Annotated in this window: 19 protein-coding genes; 14 read left to right on the forward strand and 5 right to left on the reverse strand. The window is 70.0% G+C overall.

Annotated elements, in window-relative coordinates; all coding sequences use genetic code 11:
- Positions 1-174: 174 nt before the first annotated feature.
- Positions 175-1,047: a fatty acid desaturase gene (locus tag KUG39_RS02120; RefSeq protein ID WP_286192865.1), complete on the forward strand. Its 873-nt coding sequence runs from the start codon at positions 175-177 to the stop codon at positions 1,045-1,047.
- Positions 1,048-1,056: 9 nt separating this feature from the next.
- Here KUG39_RS02120 and KUG39_RS02125 read toward each other — a convergent pair whose 3' ends face one another.
- Positions 1,057-1,872, reverse strand: a complete 816-nt coding sequence (locus KUG39_RS02125; RefSeq protein WP_190610276.1) for a DUF8644 domain-containing protein — start codon at positions 1,870-1,872, stop codon at positions 1,057-1,059.
- 56 nt (positions 1,873-1,928) lie between these two features.
- On the opposite strand from KUG39_RS02125, the gene KUG39_RS02130 reads away from it, so the two are divergent.
- The 4 genes from KUG39_RS02130 to KUG39_RS02145 all read left to right on the forward strand — a co-directional run bounded on the left by KUG39_RS02130 (position 1,929) and on the right by KUG39_RS02145 (position 5,789).
- A complete protein-coding gene (locus KUG39_RS02130; RefSeq protein WP_216912415.1) occupies positions 1,929-2,945 on the forward strand; it encodes an acyl-CoA desaturase in 1,017 nt (338 codons plus the stop codon).
- Between the two features lie 42 nt (positions 2,946-2,987).
- Positions 2,988-3,449, forward strand: coding sequence for a 50S ribosomal protein L9 (gene rplI / locus KUG39_RS02135; RefSeq protein ID WP_015110235.1), 462 nt, complete (start codon positions 2,988-2,990; stop codon positions 3,447-3,449).
- 118 nt (positions 3,450-3,567) lie between these two features.
- Positions 3,568-4,977: a replicative DNA helicase gene (dnaB, locus tag KUG39_RS02140; RefSeq protein WP_216912417.1), complete on the forward strand. Its 1,410-nt coding sequence runs from the start codon at positions 3,568-3,570 to the stop codon at positions 4,975-4,977.
- Between the two features lie 95 nt (positions 4,978-5,072).
- The gene (locus tag KUG39_RS02145; protein ID WP_216912419.1) at positions 5,073-5,789 is read left to right on the forward strand and encodes a sterol desaturase family protein; all 717 of its coding nucleotides are present in this window, start codon (positions 5,073-5,075) and stop codon (positions 5,787-5,789) included.
- A 14-nt stretch (positions 5,790-5,803) separates the two neighbouring features.
- Here KUG39_RS02145 and KUG39_RS02150 read toward each other — a convergent pair whose 3' ends face one another.
- Positions 5,804-6,388, reverse strand: coding sequence for a cysteine hydrolase family protein (locus tag KUG39_RS02150; protein ID WP_216912421.1), 585 nt, complete (start codon positions 6,386-6,388; stop codon positions 5,804-5,806).
- Between the two features lie 91 nt (positions 6,389-6,479).
- On the opposite strand from KUG39_RS02150, the gene mnmG reads away from it, so the two are divergent.
- The 4 genes from mnmG (at position 6,480) to KUG39_RS02170 (ending at position 10,536) form a co-directional block, all read left to right on the forward strand.
- Entirely contained in the window at positions 6,480-8,435 is a 1,956-nt protein-coding gene (mnmG, locus tag KUG39_RS02155) for a tRNA uridine-5-carboxymethylaminomethyl(34) synthesis enzyme MnmG (RefSeq protein ID WP_216912423.1), read from the forward strand.
- Between the two features lie 26 nt (positions 8,436-8,461).
- On the forward strand, positions 8,462-9,304 hold the full coding sequence (locus KUG39_RS02160; protein WP_216912425.1) for a hypothetical protein: 843 nt from the start codon (positions 8,462-8,464) through the stop codon (positions 9,302-9,304).
- Between the two features lie 24 nt (positions 9,305-9,328).
- The gene (locus tag KUG39_RS02165) at positions 9,329-9,940 is read left to right on the forward strand and encodes a chorismate lyase (RefSeq protein ID WP_216912427.1); all 612 of its coding nucleotides are present in this window, start codon (positions 9,329-9,331) and stop codon (positions 9,938-9,940) included.
- Between the two features lie 77 nt (positions 9,941-10,017).
- Complete coding sequence (locus KUG39_RS02170; protein WP_216912429.1) at positions 10,018-10,536, forward strand: hypothetical protein; 519 nt, start codon at positions 10,018-10,020, stop codon at positions 10,534-10,536.
- On the opposite strand, the gene KUG39_RS02175 is transcribed toward KUG39_RS02170, so the two are convergent.
- The 3 genes from KUG39_RS02175 to KUG39_RS02185 form a co-directional block, all read right to left on the reverse strand.
- Entirely contained in the window at positions 10,457-10,978 is a 522-nt protein-coding gene (locus KUG39_RS02175) for a DUF1269 domain-containing protein (protein WP_094585673.1), read from the reverse strand. The two genes, KUG39_RS02170 and KUG39_RS02175, sit on opposite strands and share 80 nt — an antisense overlap.
- 68 nt (positions 10,979-11,046) lie before the next feature.
- On the reverse strand, positions 11,047-11,730 hold the full coding sequence (locus KUG39_RS02180) for an RNA helicase (RefSeq protein ID WP_286192855.1): 684 nt from the start codon (positions 11,728-11,730) through the stop codon (positions 11,047-11,049).
- A gap of 129 nt (positions 11,731-11,859) precedes the next feature.
- Positions 11,860-12,402, reverse strand: coding sequence for a SprT family zinc-dependent metalloprotease (locus KUG39_RS02185; RefSeq protein ID WP_216912431.1), 543 nt, complete (start codon positions 12,400-12,402; stop codon positions 11,860-11,862).
- A gap of 61 nt (positions 12,403-12,463) precedes the next feature.
- On the opposite strand from KUG39_RS02185, the gene KUG39_RS02190 reads away from it, so the two are divergent.
- The 5 genes from KUG39_RS02190 (at position 12,464) to KUG39_RS02210 (ending at position 19,723) form a co-directional block, all read left to right on the forward strand.
- The gene (locus tag KUG39_RS02190; protein WP_094585671.1) at positions 12,464-12,886 is read left to right on the forward strand and encodes a hypothetical protein; all 423 of its coding nucleotides are present in this window, start codon (positions 12,464-12,466) and stop codon (positions 12,884-12,886) included.
- Positions 12,887-12,889: 3 nt separating this feature from the next.
- Entirely contained in the window at positions 12,890-14,986 is a 2,097-nt protein-coding gene (gene ligA, locus KUG39_RS02195) for an NAD-dependent DNA ligase LigA (protein WP_216912433.1), read from the forward strand.
- A gap of 73 nt (positions 14,987-15,059) precedes the next feature.
- The gene (locus KUG39_RS02200) at positions 15,060-16,130 is read left to right on the forward strand and encodes an endo-1,4-beta-xylanase (protein ID WP_216912435.1); all 1,071 of its coding nucleotides are present in this window, start codon (positions 15,060-15,062) and stop codon (positions 16,128-16,130) included.
- Positions 16,131-16,313: 183 nt separating this feature from the next.
- Positions 16,314-17,540 (forward strand): HlyD family secretion protein, encoded by a 1,227-nt coding sequence (locus KUG39_RS02205; protein WP_216912437.1) that lies wholly within the window; start codon positions 16,314-16,316, stop codon positions 17,538-17,540.
- Complete coding sequence (locus KUG39_RS02210; RefSeq protein WP_216912439.1) at positions 17,537-19,723, forward strand: glycosyltransferase; 2,187 nt, start codon at positions 17,537-17,539, stop codon at positions 19,721-19,723. Before KUG39_RS02205 ends, KUG39_RS02210 begins: the two co-directional genes overlap by 4 nt.
- Positions 19,724-19,739: the final 16 nt, after the last annotated feature.

Genomic DNA, 19,739 nt, shown 5'->3' on the forward strand with positions numbered 1-19,739 from the left:
CGCTGCCGTGGGTCAGGATGGGAGGCCGAGCCCCAGACCACACCCGCCCTTTCCCCGGAGAACCGCTTGGTCGCACGATCCGAAGCCTCCCGATCAGGCCAGAGCGCCCGGACCGTGCGCGTGCCCTTGCAGGACGCCAGCCATTCCCGCAAGAAGGCCCAGCTGCTGGCGGCGATGGAATTGCCCCGGCCGCCCCTGCCGGCGAACCAGCGCAAGTTCAAGACCGGCACCACCGGCTTCATGCTGGCCATTCATGTGGGGGCGGTCTTCGCCCTGCTGCCACGTTTCTGGAGTCTGCAAGGGGTGGTCGTGCTGGCGGTCCTCTACTGGGCCACGGTGCTGGGGGTGACCCTCGGGCTGCACCGGCTGGTGGCGCACCGGGGCTTCGAGGCGCCCCGCTGGGTGGAACGGCTGCTGGTGCTGATGGGCACCCTGGCCTGCCAGAGCGGACCGATCGAGTGGGTGGGTCTGCACCGGCACCACCACCTCTTCTCTGACCAGCCCAATGATCACCACGACGCCGCCCGCGGCCTCTGGTGGGCCCACAGCGAGTGGATGCTGCACAAGATCCCGGCCCTCACCGAGATCCACCGCTTCACCGGCGACATGGAGAAGGATCCCTTCTACCGCTGGCTGGACCGCTGGTTCCTGCTGCTGCAGCTGCCCCTGGGGGCCGCCCTCTACTGGTACGGCAACTGGGCGGGCGTCCATGGCGGCGGCCTGGGGCTGGTGCTCTGGGGCATCCCGCTGCGCCTGGTGCTCGTGTATCACGTCACCTGGCTGGTGAACTCCGCCACCCACGCCTTCGGCTACCGCAACTTCGACTGCCCCGACCGCTCCCGCAACTGCTGGTGGGTGGCGATCCTCACCTTCGGCGAGGGCTGGCACAACAACCACCACGCCTACCCCCACTCGGCCCGCCACGGGCTGCGCTGGTTCGAGTTCGACATCACCTGGCAGCACATCCGCGCCCTGCGGGCCCTCGGCCTGGCCAGGAAGGTGCGCATCGCCCCGGTCTTCGGCCGGCGCGCCGACGCGGCCGCCTGAATCCCTGAGTCAGAGCTCGGCCGGGTCCGCCGTGGCCGGAATCGCCGCGCCGATCTCGCGGCGGATGGCGGCCGCCAGGTCGTCCGGGGCCTGGGCGGCGCCCTCCCCCTGGAGCCGGCGGGCCCGCTGGCGCAGCAGGTCCAGGAAGCGGTCCGGGCCCAGCTCCTCCTCCCCCGCCGCCCCCAGGGCCGCCAGGGTGCGGCGCAGCTCGGGCAACTCGGCATCCAGTTCCACCGCCGTGTAGTCGCGCTGGCCGGCGATCACCTCGGCGAAGCGTTCCCGCCGCTGGCGCTTGGCCACCGGATAGGCCGCCATCAGCCGGTCGCGACAGTCCCGCCAGGGCCGCCCGGCAGTGAGCAGCTGGGCCAGGGCCCCGCTGAGCCCGGCGGCCTCCGCCTCACTGATACGCAGATCGAAGCTGGCCGGCGGCTGGCGGAAGCCCACGAACACCTCGAGCAGGGCCCCGGGCCCCAGCACCCGCTGCTGCTCGTCGCGCACCGGCAGGGCCGAGCTGCAGAGGGCCTCCATGAGTTCGGGGTGGGCCGCCAGCAGGGTGCGCGCCGCCAGCGGCTCCAACCGGCCCCCGGGGGCCTGGGCATCGAGCCACAGGTTGACGCCCCCCAGGGCCAGGAACACCTCCGGACCGGGGGAGGCCAGCTTGCCGTTGCGCAGCATCGAGAGCTGGGAGTTGTGCACCCGACCCAGATCGAGGGCCTCGGCCAGCATCGGCAGAACCCGGTGGGACCAGCCGTTGCGCTCGTGCCAGACACGGATCAGGTGGGCGAAGGCGACGCGGCCAGATACGAGTTCGTCTCGATACCCCACTCGATCAGGATTCGTATTGCTACCATCTTAATCACTCATCAGGAGCCCGGTCCTTCATGGCCGTCACCCCCCTCTCCCGCCCCGGCATCCAGCCAGGCGCCCCATCCGGCGACCGCCGCGATGTCGGCACCAAAGCCCGCCACACCCGCCGCCCCGCCACCATCAACCAGGGAAGCGATTCCCTGGTCCGGGCCCGGGCCCTGCACGAACCGCGCCGCGGCGAACCCCGGGGCGTCTCGCCCAAGGGCACCCGCTGGGGCACGATCGGCTTCATGGTCCTGATCCACATCCTGGCGGTGGTGGCCCTGCTGCCCCGCTTCTGGAGCCTGGAGGCCGTCGGTGCCCTGCTGGTGATGTACTGGGTCACCGCCTGCCTAGGCGTCACGATCGGCTACCACCGCCTGCTCAGCCACCGCTCCTTCCGCGTTCCCCAGTGGCTGGAGCGCTTCTTCGCCACCTGCGGCGCCCTCAGCTGCCAGCACGGCCCCATCGACTGGGTCGGCCTGCACCGCCACCACCACAAGTTTTCCGATACGGAAGCGGATCACCACGACAGCAACAAGGGCTTCTGGTGGTCCCACATGGCCTGGATGTTCGAGGAGATTCCCGCCATGGCCGCCGTGCCCCGGCTCACGGGCGACCTGGCCACCGATCCCTACTACCGCTGGCTGAACCACAGCTTCCTGCTGCTCCAGGTGCCCCTGGGCCTGCTGCTCTTCTGGATCGGCAGCGTCACCGGTGCCGGCGGCTGGGCCCTGGTGCTGTGGGGCATCCCCCTGCGCCTGGTGATCGTCTACCAGTGCACCTGGCTGGTGAACTCGGCCACCCACATGTGGGGCGAGTCCGTCCACGACAGCGGCGACAAGTCGAAGAACAACCCCTGGGTGGCGGCGCTGACCTTCGGTGAGGGCTGGCACAACAACCACCACGCCTACCCCCATTCGGCCCGCCACGGCTTCGGCCCCCGCCAGTTCGACCTCACCTGGCAGCACATCCGCCTGATGCGCGCCCTGGGCCTGGCCACCCGGGTCCGCCTGCCCCGCGCCGCGGCCCCCACCAGCTCCATGTCGTAGGCTTGCCGATCGGATTTCAGATGGCTCAGCCGGGGCGTTGTCATGGTCAAGAAGCGTGTGCAGGTGGTCCTGAGCGAGGACATCCTTTCCCTGGGCAAAGACGGGGATCTGGTGGATGTCGCTCCCGGCTACGCCCGTAACTACCTCCTGCCCACCGGCAAGGCCCTGGCCGTCACCGCCGCTGTGCTGCGCCAGGTGGAGCACCGCCGGGCCAAGGAGGCGGAGCGCCAGGCGGCCCTGAAGGCCGAGGCTGTCGCCTTCCGCACCGCCCTCGACACCATCGGCCGCTTCACCGTCAAGAAGCAGACCGGCGGCGACGACGTCCTCTTCGGCACCGTCACCAACGGTGACGTGGCCGAGGCCATCGAGGCGGCCACAAAGAAAGAGGTCGACCGCCGCGCCATCACCGTTCCCGAGATCCACCGCACCGGCTCCTACAAGGTGCAGGTCAAGCTGCACCCCGAGGTCGTCGCTGACGTCAACCTGGAAGTGGTCAGCTACTGATCGGCCAGCAGCGAACCGATTCTTTCCGCTCCGGGCGCCAGAGTGATCCTCCTCACCGGCGCCCGATCCTGACCGATCCGGCTTTGCGTTCCGTGAGCCGCGTTCTGGAGTCCCGTCCATGGTGAGCGTGCCCCTGGCTGGTTCCGAGCCACCCCGGCCCGATGGTCCGAGGCCCACGTCCCGGCGCGACGAGCAGGCCGGCTTCGAGGCCCTGCCCGATTCCGTCCCGCCCCAGAACCTGGAGGCTGAAGAGTCGGTGCTCGGCGGCATCCTTCTCGATCCCGACGCCATCGGCCGCGTCGCCGACGTGCTGCGGCCCGAAGCCTTCTATCTCGGCGCCCACCGCGAGATCTACCGCACCGCCCTGATGCTGCACAGCCAGGGCAAGCCCACCGACCTCACGGCCATGGCCGCCTGGCTCGCCGACACCGGCCAGCTGGAGAAGGTGGGCGGCAGCGCCCGGCTGGTCGAGCTGGTGGAGCGCACCCTCTCCACCGCCTCCATCGACCAGGTGGCACGACTGGTGATGGACAAGCACCTGCGGCGCCAGCTGATCCGCTCCGCCAACGAGGTGATCCGCCTCGGCTTCGACCAGAGCCTGCCAATGGAGCAGGTGCTCGATGAGGCCGAGCAGAAGATCTTCGCCATCAGCCAGGAGAAGCCCACCGCCGGCCTCACCCCCACCGCGGAGATCCTCACCAGCACCTTCAACGAGATCGAGAGCCGTTCCCTCGGCACCGCCGTCGCCGGCATCCCGGTCAACTTCTACGACCTGGATGCCATCACCCAGGGCCTGCAGCGCAGCGACCTGATCATCGTCGCCGGACGGCCCGCCATGGGCAAGACCTCGATCGTGCTCAACATCGCCAAGAACGTCGCCCAGCTGCACCAGCTGCCGGTGTGCGTGTTCAGCCTGGAGATGAGCAAGGAGCAGCTCACCTACCGCCTGCTGTCGATGGAGGTGGGCATCGAGAGCGGCCGCCTGCGCACCGGCCGCCTGCAGCAGGAGGAGTGGCCCCTGCTCGGCCAGGGCATCAACAGCCTCGGCCAGCTGCCCCTGTTCATCGACGACAAGCCCAATTCCGGCGTGCTCGAGATGCGCTCCCTCTGCCGGCGCCTGATGGCCGAAACCGGCAAGGAACTCGGCCTGATCGTGATCGATTACCTGCAGCTGATGGAGGGCAGCACCCCCGACAACCGTGTCCAGGAACTCTCCCGCATCACCCGGGGCCTCAAGGGCATGGCCCGCGAACTGCACGTGCCCGTCATCGCCCTTTCCCAGCTCAGCCGCGGCGTCGAATCCCGCACCAACAAACGCCCCATGCTCAGCGACCTGCGGGAATCGGGCTCGATCGAGCAGGACGCCGATCTGGTGCTGATGATCTACCGCGACGAGTACTACAACCCAGAAACCGCCGACCGCGGCATCACCGAAGTCATCGTCACCAAGCACCGAAACGGCCCTGTCGGCACCGTGAAACTGCTGTTCGAACCGCAGTTCACTCGCTTCCGCAATCTGGCTGCATAGAATCGGCTGCATTGCGGCGCTGCATAGGGATATCCGCCGTATCCAGCCAGGGAAAGGGCCAGTAGCCTGAACATCAAGGCCCCGTGAAGCTATACGTGCAACATCATTCCTTCTGGTTTTATGTTATCGCCTTTTTCGCCATCATCCTGGCGCGCTATCTCGCCATGGCCGGCTTCGCGCACTGGCTTCTCTATCAGCGCCAGGAGGCCAGGGTCTCCGTTTTCAATGACATCCAGCTGTCCATCATCTCGGCCGCCATCTTCTCCCTGGCCACCGCCCTGCTGATGACGCTGCAGGAGCAGGGCCTGACCCGCCTGCATGGCCAGATCCATGCCGACACCTGGTGGAGCCTGCCGCTCAGTTACGTGGCCGTGCTGGTACTGCAGGATGCCTATTTCTACGCCACCCACCGGCTGTTCCACCAGCCAAAACTCTTCCCCTGGTTTCACCGTGGGCACCACCGATCCCGCCAGCCCACACCCTGGACCTCCTTCGCCTTCGACCCCCTCGAAGCCGTCGTTCAGGCCCTGTTCCTGATCGGCATCGTGATGCTGATTCCCCTGCATTTCGCCACCCTGCTGGCGGTGCTCACCACGATGACGGTGTGGGCCGTGGTCAACCACCTGGGCCTGGAGGTGCTGCCGCTGAGCTTTCCCCACCACTGGCTGGGGCGCTGGCTGATCGGCCCCGCCCACCACTCCCTGCACCACCGCCGCCACGGCCATCATTTCGGGCTCTATTTCACCTTCTGGGATCGGGTGTTCGGCACCGAGGATCCCGCCTACGCCGCCTCGCTGCAGCCACCGGGGTGAGCAGGCCGGGGCCCTCAGGAAGGGTCGCTGAGCCCTGCCAGATCGGCCGCCCGCACCACGGCGGCCAGACGGGACAGCTGAGCGATGGACTGCTCGTGCTCCTGGGGGCTCGCCGCCGCGCAGGCGTCCTCCACCAGCACCACCTGGAAGTCGCGGTCGTGGGCCTCCCGGGCCGCCGCCTGCAGGGCCCAGGCGGTGCTGACGCCCCCCAGCAGCAGCCGCTCGATCCCGGCGGCCCGCAGCAGCGTCGCCAGGGCGGTGCCGTGGAAGGGGCTCAGCCGGTGCTTCACCAGCACCGGATCGCCGGGCTCCACCGCCAGTTCGGCGTGGAACTCCGTGCCCCACTGCCCCAGCCGCAGGCCCCCCAGCTCCCGCGCCCGGCCCAGGAGTGGCGCGTGGGCGGGCAGCTCCGGATAGCCGGCTCGGAAGGCCACCTTCACCAGGACCGTGGGCCAGCCGCGGGCGCGGGCGTGCTCGAGGGCCTGGTTGGCCGCGCCCAGCACGCCACGCCGTTGCACTTCGGCGGCGCAGGTGGGCATCGCCCCGTCGGGGTGGATGAGGTCGTTGATCAGATCGATCAGCACCAGGGCGGTGCGCATGGGCGGGCGCCTCGACCGCAGTTACCCATCATCGGCCGCCGGACCGTGCCCGGCCGCCCCACCGGCCCCTGCAGCGCCATACATTCAAGGGATGGCCCTGAGCGCAGACCCCACCGAACGCTTCGACCTGATCGTGGTCGGCGGCGGCCATGCCGGCTGCGAGGCGGCCCTCACCGCCGCCCGGCTGGGCATCTCGACGGCCCTGTTCAGCCTCAACCTCGACCGCATCGCCTGGCAGCCCTGCAACCCGGCCGTTGGCGGCCCGGCCAAGAGCCAGCTGGTCCATGAGGTGGATGCCCTCGGGGGGGTGATCGGCCGGCTGGCCGATGCCACCGCCCTGCAGAAACGGCTGCTCAACGCCAGCCGCGGCCCGGCCGTGTGGGCGCTGCGGGCCCAGACCGACAAACGCCTCTACGCCCGCCAGATGCTGCAGCTGCTGCAGCACACCCCCAACCTGGCCCTGCGCGAAGCGATGGTCACGGGGCTGGAGCTGGAGGGCGATCCCAACGATCCGGCCGGCCCGCCGGCCCGGGTGATCGGCGTGCGCACCTACTTCGGCAGCGTCTACGGCGCCGGCGCCGTGATCCTCACCACCGGCACCTTCCTGGGGGGCCGCATCTGGGTGGGCAACCGCTCGATGGCGGCGGGCCGGGCCGGCGAGCAGCCCGCCGAAGGGCTCACCGAAGCCCTGCAGGCCCTGGGGTTCCGCACCGACCGGCTCAAGACCGGCACCCCCGCCCGCGTCGACCGGCGCAGCGTGGCCCTCGACCAGCTGGAGGAGCAGCCCAGCGACGCCGCCGACCGCTTCTTCAGCTTCGATCCCACCGCCCGGGTGAGCGGCGAGCAGATGGCCTGCCACATCACCCGCACCACGGCGGCCACCCACCAGCTGATCCGCGACAACCTGCACCTCACGCCGATCTACGGCGGCTTCATCGACAGCAAGGGGCCCCGCTACTGCCCCTCGATCGAGGACAAGATCGTGCGCTTCGCCGACAAGGACAGCCACCAGATCTTCCTGGAGCCGGAAGGGCGCGACACCCCCGAGCTCTACGTCCAGGGCTTCTCCACCGGCCTGCCCGAATCCCTGCAGCTGGCCCTGCTGCGGACCCTTCCGGGTCTGGAGGCCTGCGTGATGCTGCGGCCCGCCTACGCCGTCGACTACGACATCCTGCCGGCCACCCAGCTGGAGCCCTCCCTGGAAACCAAACGGGTGCGGGGCCTGTTCTCGGCGGGCCAGCTCAACGGCACCACCGGTTACGAGGAGGCCGCCGCCCAGGGGCTGGTGGCCGGGCTGAACGCGGCCCGCCTGCTGGGGGGCCAGGACCCGGTGCATTTCCCCCGGGAGGGCAGCTACATCGGCACCCTGGTGGACGACCTGGTCACCCAGGACCTCAAGGAGCCCTACCGGGTGCTGACCAGCCGCAGCGAGTACCGCCTGGTGCTGCGCGGCGACAACGCCGATCGCCGCCTCACGCCCCTGGGCCACCGGCTGGGCCTGATCGACGAACGGCGCTGGCGCCTGTTCGAGCAGAAGCAGGCCGCCATCGACGCCGAGAAACAGCGGCTGGAAACGGTGCGGCTCAAGGCCTCCGATCCCGCCGCCACCGACGTGGCCGCCGCCACCGGCGCCGGCATCAACGGCTCGATCACCCTGGCCGATCTGCTGCGCCGGCCGGGCCTGCACGGCGAGGATCTGGTGCGGCTGGGGCTCGCCGATCCGGATCTGCCGATCGATGTGCGCGACGGCGCCGAGATCGACATCAAGTACAGCGGCTATCTGGCCCGCCAGGAACAGCAGATCGAGCGGGTGCGGCGTCAGCTCGACCGCGCCATCCCCGCCGACGTCGACTACGCCGCCATCGGCACCCTCTCGGCGGAGGCCCGCGAGAAGCTGGCGGCCATCCAGCCCCGCAGCCTGGGCCAGGCCTCCCGGATTCCCGGGGTCAGCCCCGCCGACGTCAACGCCCTGCTGCTCTGGCTGGAGCTGCAGCGGCGCCGGGGACAGCCGGGCCCTCGTCAGACCGCGGAAGCATCGTTACAGTGACGCACGCCTGACGCCGAGGTCTGCAGATGAGCCCCTCCCCTCGGCGTCCCCTGCGTGGCATTCCCACCTCCCGTGCCTACTGGGAGCTGAAGGCCGAGCAGATGATGAACCGGGTCTTCGATCCGGAGGCCACCATCGATCTTGACGTGGCCTCCCAGGCCGAGGTCCCGCCGCCCCTGCCCCTGGCCCCCCCGGTGCGGCGGCTGCGGGGCCGTCCCGCCTCCCCGGCCGCTGCCCCATCCCGGCACGATCGCAACACCCTGCTGCTGACGGCCATGGGAGGGGTCTGCATGGTCAGCGTCGCCAGTTCGGTGCTGTACCTCACCCACTCCAGCCGCATGCAGCAGGCCCTCAGCCAGGAGCGCAGCCTGCTGCTGGTGGAGAGGCTGCGCAGCCTCGGCCCGGCCAACCCGGCCCCGCTCGGGGCCGCCGGGACCAGCCTGGCCGGCGGCCCGTCCGTCCTGCCGCTCGCCAGCGACCAGCTGCCCCCGCCTCCGGAGGAACCCTGGATCGAGCAGCTGTCCCAGCTGCCCCAGCCGGAGGGCTCGAGGGCGCCGGTCCTGCGGGTGCCGGTGAGCCCGAAACTGGCCGCCGCCGCCCCCCCTGCCACCGGTGGCGGGGGCGGGGGCTACGGCGAACGCAGCGCCGCCCCGGCCGGTGGCGGCCCCGTGCCCGAGCTGGTGGGGGTGGTGGGCTCGGCCGGGCGCCCCGCCTCGGCGATCTTCCAGATGGGGGGGAGCTCCACCAGCGTCAGCGTCGGCGAGGCGATCGGGGGCAGCGGCTGGCGCCTTCGCTCCGCCGATGGCGACACCGCCATGATCGAACGGGGTGGCGAGGTGCGGCGCATCTCGATCAGCAACGGCTACTGACCTGCACCTGCCCCCCGGCCCGCCATGATCCAAGCCACCGGCGGCCTGCTGCCGTCTCCCACGTGCCTGTGGCAGGCCAGTGCCGCCGAACGCCCCCAGCCTCCGGCCGGCGGTGAGTTGAGCGGTCCCTGGACGCTGCTGCTGCTGGGGGACGGCAGCCCGACCCGGCATCTGCAGCTTCTCACCGGCCATCCGGTGGAGGTGGAACTGATCGCCATGGCTTCCGAAGCGGGTGTCTCCGCCGGAGCACCGGCGGAGGTGGCCGAGCTGGCCGAGCCGCTGCTGCGGCGGCAGGTGTGGCTCACCTGCGGGCCCCAGACCCTGGGCTGGGCCGAGAGCTGGTGGAACCAGGCCGAGGCGGAGGCCCATCTGCAGGATCGCCGGCTGCCGATCTGGCGCAGCCTCTCGGCGGGGCGGGCGGAGCTGTACCGCGAGGTGGATGGCTTCGGTCAGGTGCAGGAACCCTGGCTCGAGGAGCGTTTCGGCCACGCGGGGCCCTTCTGGAGCCGGCATTACCGCTTCTTTCGCCACGGGCGGGAACTCACCGTGATCCGGGAGGTGTTCTCCCCGGCGCTGGAGCGCTGGCTGGGGCCGGCCCAGGCGGAATCGGTTCGTAACGACTCATCAATTCGGTAACACCGTGTGGCGGTTTGCTGTTGACGAATTGACGCTCGAAAGTCGCTGGCCAGCATTCGGATACTTGAAACCGCCCCATGTCCAACCGCCACAGCGCCCAGACCCCGCCGGGAGGGGACTGGCTCACCCTCACCGAACTGGGCCGCCGCTACGGCGTCTCCGCCGTGCACACCGGAAAACTGCTGGTGGCCTCCGGCCTGCGTCGCAGCAGCGGCGAACCCACCGCCGAAGCCCTGGCGGCCGGCCTGGCCATGCGTCCCCAGCCGGGTCATCACCACTCCAGCCTCTGGCTGCACCAGGGCTGCGCCCCCCACCTGGAGCGGCTGGGGCTGGTGCCCCAGGCCCAGCGCACCATGGTGAGTCTCTGGGCCGATCTGCTCAGCGCCCTGCAGAACGGCTCACCGTCGATCAGCATCTCGGCCGAGGAGATGGCCATTGACGTTCCCCGCGACCTGGTGAAGCCGGTGAACAGGGAACTGCGTCAGCGGGGCTGCAGCTTCCGCGTCAACCTGAAGGTCAGGACAGCCGCAGGGCCTGGGCCTGCTTGCTCGCCTGCTCGAGCATCTGACGCAGCCGGTCCTCGTCGGTATGGCTGAGGTTGGTGCGCAGCAGCTTGGCGTGGGGCGCATGAACCCGCAGCCGCTCGATCAGCCGATCGGGGGTGGCGTCGCGCAGCAGCAGGCACAGGGCCGCACTGCCGGGGGGAAGGGTTTCTCCCACCTCCCGCATGAAGTTGTCGTTGATGCCCAGGTCCGACAGGGAACCTGAAGCGGCCCCCAGGCCGACCCCGACGGCGGCCCCGAGCAGGGGATTGAGGAACAGCAGGCCCACGAGGGTTCCCCAGAAGCCACCGCCGAGGGCACCGGCCTTGGTGAGATTCAGCGATTGGTGCAGGCGCACCTTGCCGTCGGGTTCGGCCTCGACGACGACCGCATCCTCGAGGGCGATCAGTTCCTCCTTCTGAATCTCCACCAGCTGGCGCCGCACCTGGTCGGCCTCCGCCACGGACGGAAACCCAACCACCACCAGGCTGCTCATGGCCGACATCCATGCAAGTACGGAGCTAGTCCTAACCCACTTCCCGCCGAAATGGCGGTGTCCCCAGCTCAGGGGCGTCGGCGGCTGGAGCGGGGCAGCGGCCGGCCGGAGTCCGGAGGCGGGAAGGCCGGTTCCGGCTCGCCGGACCCCTCGGGCCGCTGCCAGCGGGGCAGGGTGAAGCTGGCGTCATCCGGCCAGTCGCCATCGTCTGCCGCGCCGGAGCCTGGAGCCGAGAGAGGGGCGGCGGTGGAAGCCGAGGCGGGGGCGGGCGATGGCGGCGGCCCTGAGCGGCCGCGGCGGGAGACCGCCTCGAGCATCGGGCGGCGGGAACGGCCCGGGGCCGGCGGTTCCACCGGAGCCCCGGGGGCACTGCGGTCACTCTCCTGCCAGGGTTCCCGCCAGTCGTCGCCGTCGTCGAGCAGCCAGTCGAGGCGGCCCTCGACCCAGCGGCCGAGCTCGTCCATCCGGGGCCGCAGCTGGGAGCGACGGTCGGTCCCTCGCCCGGCGGGTCGGCCCCCCGGCCGCGACCCCGCTACCCCCTCAACGAACTGTCGGCCGGCCGTCACCCAGCGATCAACGCGCTGATCGAGGGGATCGCTGCCGCCACGGGGACGCCGGGACAGCTCGCGCTCCCGAGCATCGCGCGGCTGGATGTCGCGTTCGCGGGGTTCGCGTTCACGGGAGTCGCGCTCGGGAGGTTCGCGGTCCCAGGGATCCCGTTCGCGGCCGTAGCCCTGATCCATCGGATGCATCAGACCAATTTAGCGGCGCCGACCGGACAGCCAGTGCTCCCGCCCCATCCCCACCAGGGCAATGGTGAAGCCACCCCATTCCAGGGTCCACAGAAACGTCGCCATCGGCCCCAACACCTGCGCCAGAACCTAGGCGGTGTTGGGCTCGAACACCAGCAGACAGCTCGCATCCCAGCGTCCGCCGTGGAGGCGCTCGCAGCAGCGCCGGCAGGCCAGGCCCTGCCGGCGGCGCTGGTAGGGCGTGCTGCTGTCGCAGCGCGGACAGCGGGCGATCCAGCGGCTGGCGGCCACCGGCAGGGGATAGCGGTGCCGCAGGCTCACCTGAAAGTCGTCCTGGGCCCGGTTGATCTGCTCCATCCGGGCCCGGAACCGGGGGCCATGGACCTCCGACGCCACCAGCACCCGGTCCACCCAGGCATGGATCATTTCGTGGCAGAGGGTGCCCAGGGTGGCCTGCCGCGGCAGCGGCTCCAGCAGGGGCCTCGAGAGGACGATCTCGCAGAGGTCACGCCCGTCGGCCAGACGCCCCCGCCGATAGAGCCCGGCGGTGCGGGTCAGCCGGCCGTCGCTCCAGCGCACGTCCACCAGCGGCCGGTTCTCCCGGGTGAGCTGGCCGTCGAAGTGCTCGCGGTTGAGCCGGTGGAACAGGGGCAGGAGCGGTTCCAGGGGCATCGGCCCATTCTGGTGGGGTCGTCCGTCAGACTCTGCAACGCTGCGAACGGATGGGATCACCATGGACTGGGGACTGGCCCGCGACATCGGCACCAAGCTCCTGCTGGCGGGAGCCGGTGGCCTGCTTCTGTACTGGACCATCTCGGCGGTCCGGCTGGTGCTCAGCGCCCGGGGCATCAATCCGCTGATCAAGCAGTTCTTCACCCAGGTGGCCTCCGGCCAGGTGGACGGGGCCTACCTGCTCACCACCCGCAACTACCGCTCCCACGTCAACCGCCAGCAGTTCATCCGCTTCCTGGCCGGGCTGCAGCTCAACAAGTACCGCAACCTCAAGTCCGGCCGTCCGCGGCTGCAGGAGGGCCAGGTGATCCTGACGGTCAAGCTCAAGACCGACGGCAAGGAGGAACTCCCCCTCGACTTCACCTTCGTGAAGGTGGAGGAGGCCTGGCGGGTGGATCGGATCACCAAGCTGGCGGCCGCCTGAGCCGTGGCCCAAGCCCGGGCGGAGGAACTGCGGCGGCTGCTCAACCGCGCCGCCCACGCCTACTACGTGCTCGATGCTCCCGTGATGGAGGACCCGGTCTATGACCGGCTCTACCGGGAGCTCGTGGCCCTGGAGGAGGCCGATCCGGAGCTGATCCGGCCCGACAGCCCCACCCGACGGGTGGGCGGTTCCCCGGCCGAGGGGTTCACCAGCGTGGCCCACCGGATCGGCCTGCTGAGCCTCGACAACGCCTTCTCCCACGACGAGCTCGACGGCTGGTACTCCCGGCTGCTGCGGGTGCTCGACCGGGAGGCCCAGGAGGGCGCACCGGCGCCGGCCCTGCCGATGGTGGGCGAACTCAAGATCGACGGCAACGCCCTCGCCCTCAGCTATGAGCAGGGGGTGCTGGTGCGTGCCGCCACCCGGGGGGAAGGGGAGCGGGGCGAGGAGATCACCGCCAACGTGCGCACGATCCGCAGCGTGCCCCTGCGGCTCGACCTGGAGCAGCCCCCCGCCTGGGTGGAGGTGCGCGGTGAGGCCTTCATCCCGGAGTCCACCTTCGCCGCCATCAACGCCGAGCGCGCCGAGCGGGGCGAGGCCCCCTTCGCCAATCCGCGCAACGCCTGTGCCGGCACCCTGCGGCAGCTGGATCCGAAGGTGGTGGCCTCCCGCGGGCTGTCGTTCTTCGCCTACACCCTGCACCTGCCCGAGGACTGGCGGGCCGGCCCTGGAGACCCTGCCGTGCCCCGCAGCCAGTGGCAGGCCCTGGATTGGCTGAAGGCGGCCGGGTTCCGCGTCAATCCCCACTGCGCCCTCTGCCCCGACCTGGCGGCGGTGAAGGCCTTCTGCGACCGCTGGGAGCAGGAGCGCCGCGGCCTGCCCTACGCCACCGATGGGGTGGTGGTGAAACTCGACGACCTGCGCCTCCAGGAGGAGGCGGGCTTCACCCAGAAGGCGCCCCGCTGGGCGATCGCCCTCAAGTACGCCGCCGAGGAGGCCCCCAGCCGCCTGCTGCGCCTCACCTGCCAGGTGGGCCGCACGGGGGTGGTCACGCCTGTGGCGGAGTTCGAGCCGGTGCCCCTGGCCGGCACCACCGTCAGCCGCGCCACCCTCCACAACGCCGACCGCCTGGCGGAGCTGGATCTCTGCGCCGGCGACACGATCGTGGTGCGCAAGGCGGGCGAGATCATCCCGGAGGTGGTGCGGGTGCTGGTGGAGCTGCGGCCGGAGGGGGCCAGGCGGCTGGAGCTGCCGCCCAACTGCCCGGAATGCGGCTCGGCGCTGGTGCGGGAGGAGGGGGAGGCCGCCACCCGCTGCGTCAACAACGGCTGCCCCGCCATCCTGCGGGGCTCCCTGCGCCACTGGGTGAGCAAGGGGGCCCTCGATGTGGACGGCCTGGGGATCAAGCTGATCGAGCAGCTGGTGGACCGGGGCCTGGTGAGGTCGATCCCCGGCCTCTACGGGCTCGATGCCGCCCTGCTGGCCAGCCTGGAGCGGATGGGGGACACCTCCGCCGCCAAGCTGGTGGCCGCCCTGGAGGCGTCGAAGCACCAGCCCTGGCACCGCCAGCTCTATGGCCTCGGCATCCACCACGTGGGCGAGGTCAACGCCAAGGCCCTGGCCCGGGCCTTTCCCAGCGCCGACGCGCTCGAAGCCGCCGCCCTGACAGGCGAAGCCGGCGAGGGCCCCGATCCGCTCACGGAGGTCTTCGGCATCGGCCCCGAGATCGCCCAGTCCCTGCGGCAGTGGTTCGCCACGCCGGCCAACCGGCTGCTGCTGGAGCAGCTGGGTGAACTGGGCTTCTCCCTGGCCGCCGCGCCGGAGCCGGACGGGGACGGCGATGGGGGGCCGCCGGCGGCGACGCCCCTGACGGGGCTCACCTTCGTGCTCACCGGCACCCTGCCCTCCCTGAGCCGGTCCGCGGCCCAGGCCCTGATCGAGGCGGCCGGGGGGAAGGTGAGCGGCTCGGTGAGCCGGAAGACCAGCTACGTGGTGGCCGGTGAGGAGGCCGGCGGCAAGCTCACCAAGGCCCAGTCCCTGGGGGTGAGCGTGCTGGATGAGGACGGCCTGCGGGCGCTGCTGGCGGAGGATCCGGCCTGAGCCTCCCGTTGGGATGACGGCGCCGGGATGGCCGGCCAGAGTGACGGGGGCGCCCCTCCCCCCGCCCCGCTCCATGCGACGTCGGCAACTGATCGTGATCGCCGTGGTGGCGGCCCTGGGCTGGAGCGTGGCCCGGGCCCTGCCGCCGGGGGCGGCCCCGACCCTGCAGGGGCTGGCGGCGGCGCGCGGGCTGCGCTGGGGCACCGCCGTCACCAATGACCAGCTGCGGGATCCGGGTCTGCGCCGCCTGGTGGGCGAGCAGAGCGGCCTGATCGTGCCCGAGTCGGAGCTGAAGTGGGATGGGGTGGAGGCCGCGCCCGGCCGCTTCGACTTCAGCGCCCCGGACCGGCTGCTGGCCTTCGCCCGCGAGCAGGGTCTGGCGATGCGGGGCCACACCCTGGTGTGGCACGAGCAGCTGCCGGCCTGGGTGAAGGCCCTGCCGCCGGCGGCGCTGGATCGGGCCATGGCGACCTACATCCGCACGGTGGTGGGGCACTACCGCGGCCAGCTGCCGTCGTGGGACGTGGTCAACGAACCGATCGCCGACGACGGCACGGGCCTGCGCCGCAGCCTCTGGCTGGAGCGGCTGGGCCCCGACTACATCGCCCGGGCGCTGACCCTGGCGCACCAGGCCGACCCGAAGGCGGCCCTGGTGATCAACGAGTACGGGCTGGAGGGCGATGACGCCAAGACGGCGCGCAAACGGCAGGCCCTCCTGAAGCTCCTGCGGCAGCTGCGGCAGCGCGGCGTCCCGCTGAACGCCGTCGGTCTGCAGGCCCATCTCTATGCCAACGGCAGCGGACCCACCACCTTCCGCACCCTGCCCGCCTTCCTGAAGGAGCTGGCCGCCCTGGACCTGGACATCCTCGTGACCGAACTGGACGTGAACGACCGGGAACTGCCGGCGGCCATCCCGGAGCGGGACCGGGCCGTGGCGGCGGTGTATGGCGCCTTCCTGGCGGCGGTCCTGCCGGAACCGCGCCTGAAGCTGATCACCACCTGGGGATTGAGTGATCGCACCACCTGGCTGAATGCGTTCATGCCGCGGGCGGATGGCCTGCCCCAGCGGCCCCTGCCCTTCGATGAAGACAACCAACCCAAACCGGCAACCGCCACGATTCAGGCGGCCCTCGAGAAGCGCTGAGCGGCTCAGATGGGCGGCCTCAGGAGAGCCGGCTGCTGACAGATTCACAACCAATCGATAGGTCTTATCGAAGCAAAAAAATCCGGCGCTGTTAGAATGGAGTGTCTTCCATCCAACGCTGGGATGCCCCCATCCGCCGCGGGCACAAGTGAGCCTGAATCCGCCGGCCCTGCCGGTCAGGTCATGGATGTCGCCGCCCCTGACATCGCCCCAACGGATGGCGACGACGCCATTCCCAGCTCCCGCAGGGCCGATCTCACCATCCTGCTGATTTCGGCGGGGCTGCTGATCACGGCCCTGGCCATCGTGATCAACTTCTTCACCGCCCGCTCCCGCGACGCGGTCATCAATGCCACCCCGATCGTGCTGAGGAGTCCGGTCACCGGCACCCTGGAAAGCCTCAACGTGGGGACGGGCGTGGAGGTCCGCCCCGGCCAGACCCTGGCGATCATCGTCAACCCCAGGGCCTCCCGGGATGCCCTCTCAGCCCTCGAGACGGATCTGGAGACGGCCCGGGGCCGGCTCCAGGAACTGCGGACGCGCCGCGACCTGCGCCAGAAGCTCGTGGAGCGGCTCACCCAGGACGCCCGCCAGCAGCGCAACCTGGAGGTGGCCCGCGACCAGGGCGACCGGGACAACCTGGGTTTCGCCCTGGATCGCGCCCGCAAGGAACTGGCCTTCGCCCAGCGGGAGACCCGGCGCCAGGAGGAGCTGTTCCGCGCCGGTGCCGTGGCCGCGAACGTGGTCGACCGGGCCCGCACCACCGAACTGCAGCGGGCCCGGGAGGTGCGGGGCCTGGAGGCCCAGCTGGCCGGCCAGGCGGCGGTGCTGGAGGCCTCCCGCAACGAACTGACCCTGCGCAACAACCGCAGCAACTCCGATCCGGTGGTGCGGCTGCAGGAGGCCACCATCGCCCTGGAGAACGCCGAAGGGGATGTGCGCACCCAGACGTTCCAGGTGAGTGGCCTGGAGCAGCAGGTGGCTGTGGCCCGCAAGGAATGGCAGGAGCGCAGCCGCGCCCGCCTGGTCAGCCCCCGCAAGGCGGTGATCTGGCAGCTGGGGGCCCAGCGGGGCGACTCCGTCGATGCGATGCAGTCGGTGATCCAGATGATCGACTGCAGCCAGCGCTGGCTCACCACCACGGTGGCGGAGAACGACCTCAACCGGATCCGCCTGGGCAGCAAGGCCAGGATCGAGCTGGTGGGCAGCCGCGACAAGCTGCGGGGTGAGGTGGTGGGGATCCGCTCCGGCATCGGCCGCACCCAGCTGGGCGAGGAGGCCCCCACGCCGGTGCCGATCAACCTGGCCAGGGAGAGCGAGGTGAAGATCCGCATCCTCAACGATTTCCCGGCCCCTCCGGGGGAGTTCTGCTACGTGGGGTTCACGGCGAAGGTCAGCTTCCAGCGATGAAGTTCCTGCATGCGTTTTCGGATCCCCAGGGCCGCTCGAGGATCTCGCCCTGGGTCTGGATGGTGCTGCTGCTCTCGGCGGGGTGCCTGGTGATGGCGGTGCTGCTGGCCAACCTGCAGGTGTCCGTGGTGGCGGTCGGGCTGCTCAATCCCCTCAGCTTCCGGGTCCTGCCGGAGCTCTGGCAGGTGCGGGATGTGTGGGTCGACGTGCTGCTGCCCCTGGCCCTGGCGATCGGCATCTGCCTGGGGGTGAACCTGCTGCCCAGGCGGCCCTCCAGCTATCTGCTGGTGAACGTGGTGCTGTCGGTCTTCACGATCCGCTACTTCATCTGGCGCGCCACCACCATCAACACGGCCCACCCGGTCAGCCTGTTCTTCAGCCTCGTCTTCTTCCTCTGCGAGGTCACCTACCTGCTGACATCGGCGCTGCAGTTCTACCCCTCCCTCCGGTACAGGCCCCAGCAACGGCGACGCCAGGCGGACCAGCTCCTGGCCTGGGCAAAGGAACAGCAGCCCAGCGTGGACCTGTGGATTCCCACCTACAACGAATCCGAGCGACTGATCCGGCGCTGCGTCATGGCCTGCCGCAACATCCAGTACGCCAACAAGACCATCTACGTTCTGGATGATGGCCACCGCCCCGCCATTGCCGCCCTGGCCGCCGAGCTGGGGGTGCAGTATCTGAGCCGGCCCGACAACCTGCACCGCAAGGCCGGCAATCTCAACTACGCCCTGGCCCATTCCAAGGGCGAGCTGATCGCCGTCTTCGATTGCGATTTCATTCCCTTCAGCCGCTTCCTCGACCGCACGGTGGGTTTCTTCAAGGATCCCGAGGTTGCCCTGGTGCAGACGCCACAGCATTACTTCAACTCCGATTTTCACAACCGCAACCTCGGGCTGGATGTGCTGGTGCCGGACGACATGGACTATTTCTTCCGTTACGTCCAGGTGATCCGGGATCCGTTCAATGCCGTGGTCTGCTGCGGCACCTCCTACCTGGCCCGGCGATCGGCCCTGGAGTCCATCGGCGGTTATGTCACCCACTGCATCGTCGAAGACAACCAGACGGGCACCCGCCTGCTCACCCGTGGCTGGCGCATGATCTACCTCGATGAGGTGCTGAGCCTGGGCGAAGTGCCCCGCACGTTCCGCGATTACCTCGAGCAGCGGCTGCGCTGGATGCAGGGCAATGTGCAGGTCTTCACGTCTCCCAAGCAACTGCCGATCTGGAAGACGCTGAATGTCTGGCAGAAGGTCTTCTATCTGAATCTCCTGCTCAGTCTGCTGACACCCCTGTTTCGCGCCGTCTACATCGTTTTCCCGCTGTTGTCGATGCTGATCGGCTTCACCCTGATCGCCGCTCCGCCGGTGGAATACCTGGCCTACGGCCTGCCGTTCGTGATCATGCTCTACTTCCTGCCCTCCTGGCAGACCAACGGCCACTACTTCCATTTCTGGACGGAAGTCTATGAAGCCCTGTTCTGCTTCCCGGCCCTGAGGAGGCTGTCGCAGATTCTGTTCCGGCCCTTCCGTTCCGTGGGCAGCCTGGTGACCAACAAGGACGTCACCAGCCAGAAACAGATCCTGGATCTGCGATTCGCCTGGCCCTTTCTCACCTACCTGTTCCTGTTCGTGGGTGTGCTGGTGCTGAACTACGGCCTGCCCCTGCTGGACATCCGCTGGTCCCGATCCGTCTTCGAGGGGGAAGGCCTGATGGTGGGCTGGAACCTCTACAACGGCCTGCTGATGTTCATCTGTCTGCTGGCCTGCATCGACAAGCCGGTGCGTCGCCAGGCCGACCGTTTCCCCCTGGAACTGGCGGCCTGCCTGGAACTGGGGGGCAAGGAGTACTGGGGCACCACCAACGACGTCTCCGAACAGGGGGCGAGCCTGGTGCTCAACACCGCCGCCCCCACAGGGAAGGAAACCGAGGGCCTGCTGCGGGTGCCCCAGTTCCACCTGGAACTGCCGGTGCGCCTGATGCGGTCCGGCCGCCTGCGCCAGCTGCCGCTGCTGGGGCTGAGCTTCCAGATGCCGGCCCAGGAAACGGAGGCCGCCCTCATCCAGCTGATCTACGGGGAAAATGCCTGGTTCCAGAAAGTGACGCGGGTGGGCAGCATCGAGGCCCTGTTCCTGCTCCTCGGCAGCGTGGTGCGCGCCGAGCCGATCGTGCGGCGCTCCTGACCGGCCGATCCGGTAT

The organism is Synechococcus sp. CCAP 1479/10 (assembly GCF_019038515.1).
Lineage (GTDB): Bacteria > Cyanobacteriota > Cyanobacteriia > PCC-6307 > Cyanobiaceae > Cyanobium.

Bases quoted from the DNA above. Each gene is read 5' to 3' on its own strand.
- KUG39_RS02120 (WP_286192865.1), top strand. From the start codon at position 175: ATGGAATTGCCCCGGCCGCCCCTGCCGGCGAACCAGCGCAAGTTCAAG.
- KUG39_RS02130 (WP_216912415.1), top strand. From the start codon at position 1,929: ATGGCCGTCACCCCCCTCTCCCGCCCCGGCATCCAGCCAGGCGCCCCA.
- rplI (WP_015110235.1), top strand. From the start codon at position 2,988: ATGGTCAAGAAGCGTGTGCAGGTGGTCCTGAGCGAGGACATCCTTTCC.
- dnaB (WP_216912417.1), top strand. From the start codon at position 3,568: ATGGTGAGCGTGCCCCTGGCTGGTTCCGAGCCACCCCGGCCCGATGGT.
- KUG39_RS02150 (WP_216912421.1), bottom strand. From the start codon at position 6,388: ATGCGCACCGCCCTGGTGCTGATCGATCTGATCAACGACCTCATCCAC.
- mnmG (WP_216912423.1), top strand. From the start codon at position 6,480: ATGGCCCTGAGCGCAGACCCCACCGAACGCTTCGACCTGATCGTGGTC.
- KUG39_RS02160 (WP_216912425.1), top strand. From the start codon at position 8,462: ATGAGCCCCTCCCCTCGGCGTCCCCTGCGTGGCATTCCCACCTCCCGT.
- KUG39_RS02165 (WP_216912427.1), top strand. From the start codon at position 9,329: ATGATCCAAGCCACCGGCGGCCTGCTGCCGTCTCCCACGTGCCTGTGG.
- KUG39_RS02170 (WP_216912429.1), top strand. From the start codon at position 10,018: ATGTCCAACCGCCACAGCGCCCAGACCCCGCCGGGAGGGGACTGGCTC.
- KUG39_RS02175 (WP_094585673.1), bottom strand. From the start codon at position 10,978: ATGAGCAGCCTGGTGGTGGTTGGGTTTCCGTCCGTGGCGGAGGCCGAC.
- KUG39_RS02180 (WP_286192855.1), bottom strand. From the start codon at position 11,730: ATGCATCCGATGGATCAGGGCTACGGCCGCGAACGGGATCCCTGGGAC.
- KUG39_RS02185 (WP_216912431.1), bottom strand. From the start codon at position 12,402: ATGCCCCTGGAACCGCTCCTGCCCCTGTTCCACCGGCTCAACCGCGAG.
- KUG39_RS02190 (WP_094585671.1), top strand. From the start codon at position 12,464: ATGGACTGGGGACTGGCCCGCGACATCGGCACCAAGCTCCTGCTGGCG.
- KUG39_RS02200 (WP_216912435.1), top strand. From the start codon at position 15,060: ATGCGACGTCGGCAACTGATCGTGATCGCCGTGGTGGCGGCCCTGGGC.
- KUG39_RS02205 (WP_216912437.1), top strand. From the start codon at position 16,314: ATGGATGTCGCCGCCCCTGACATCGCCCCAACGGATGGCGACGACGCC.
- KUG39_RS02210 (WP_216912439.1), top strand. From the start codon at position 17,537: ATGAAGTTCCTGCATGCGTTTTCGGATCCCCAGGGCCGCTCGAGGATC.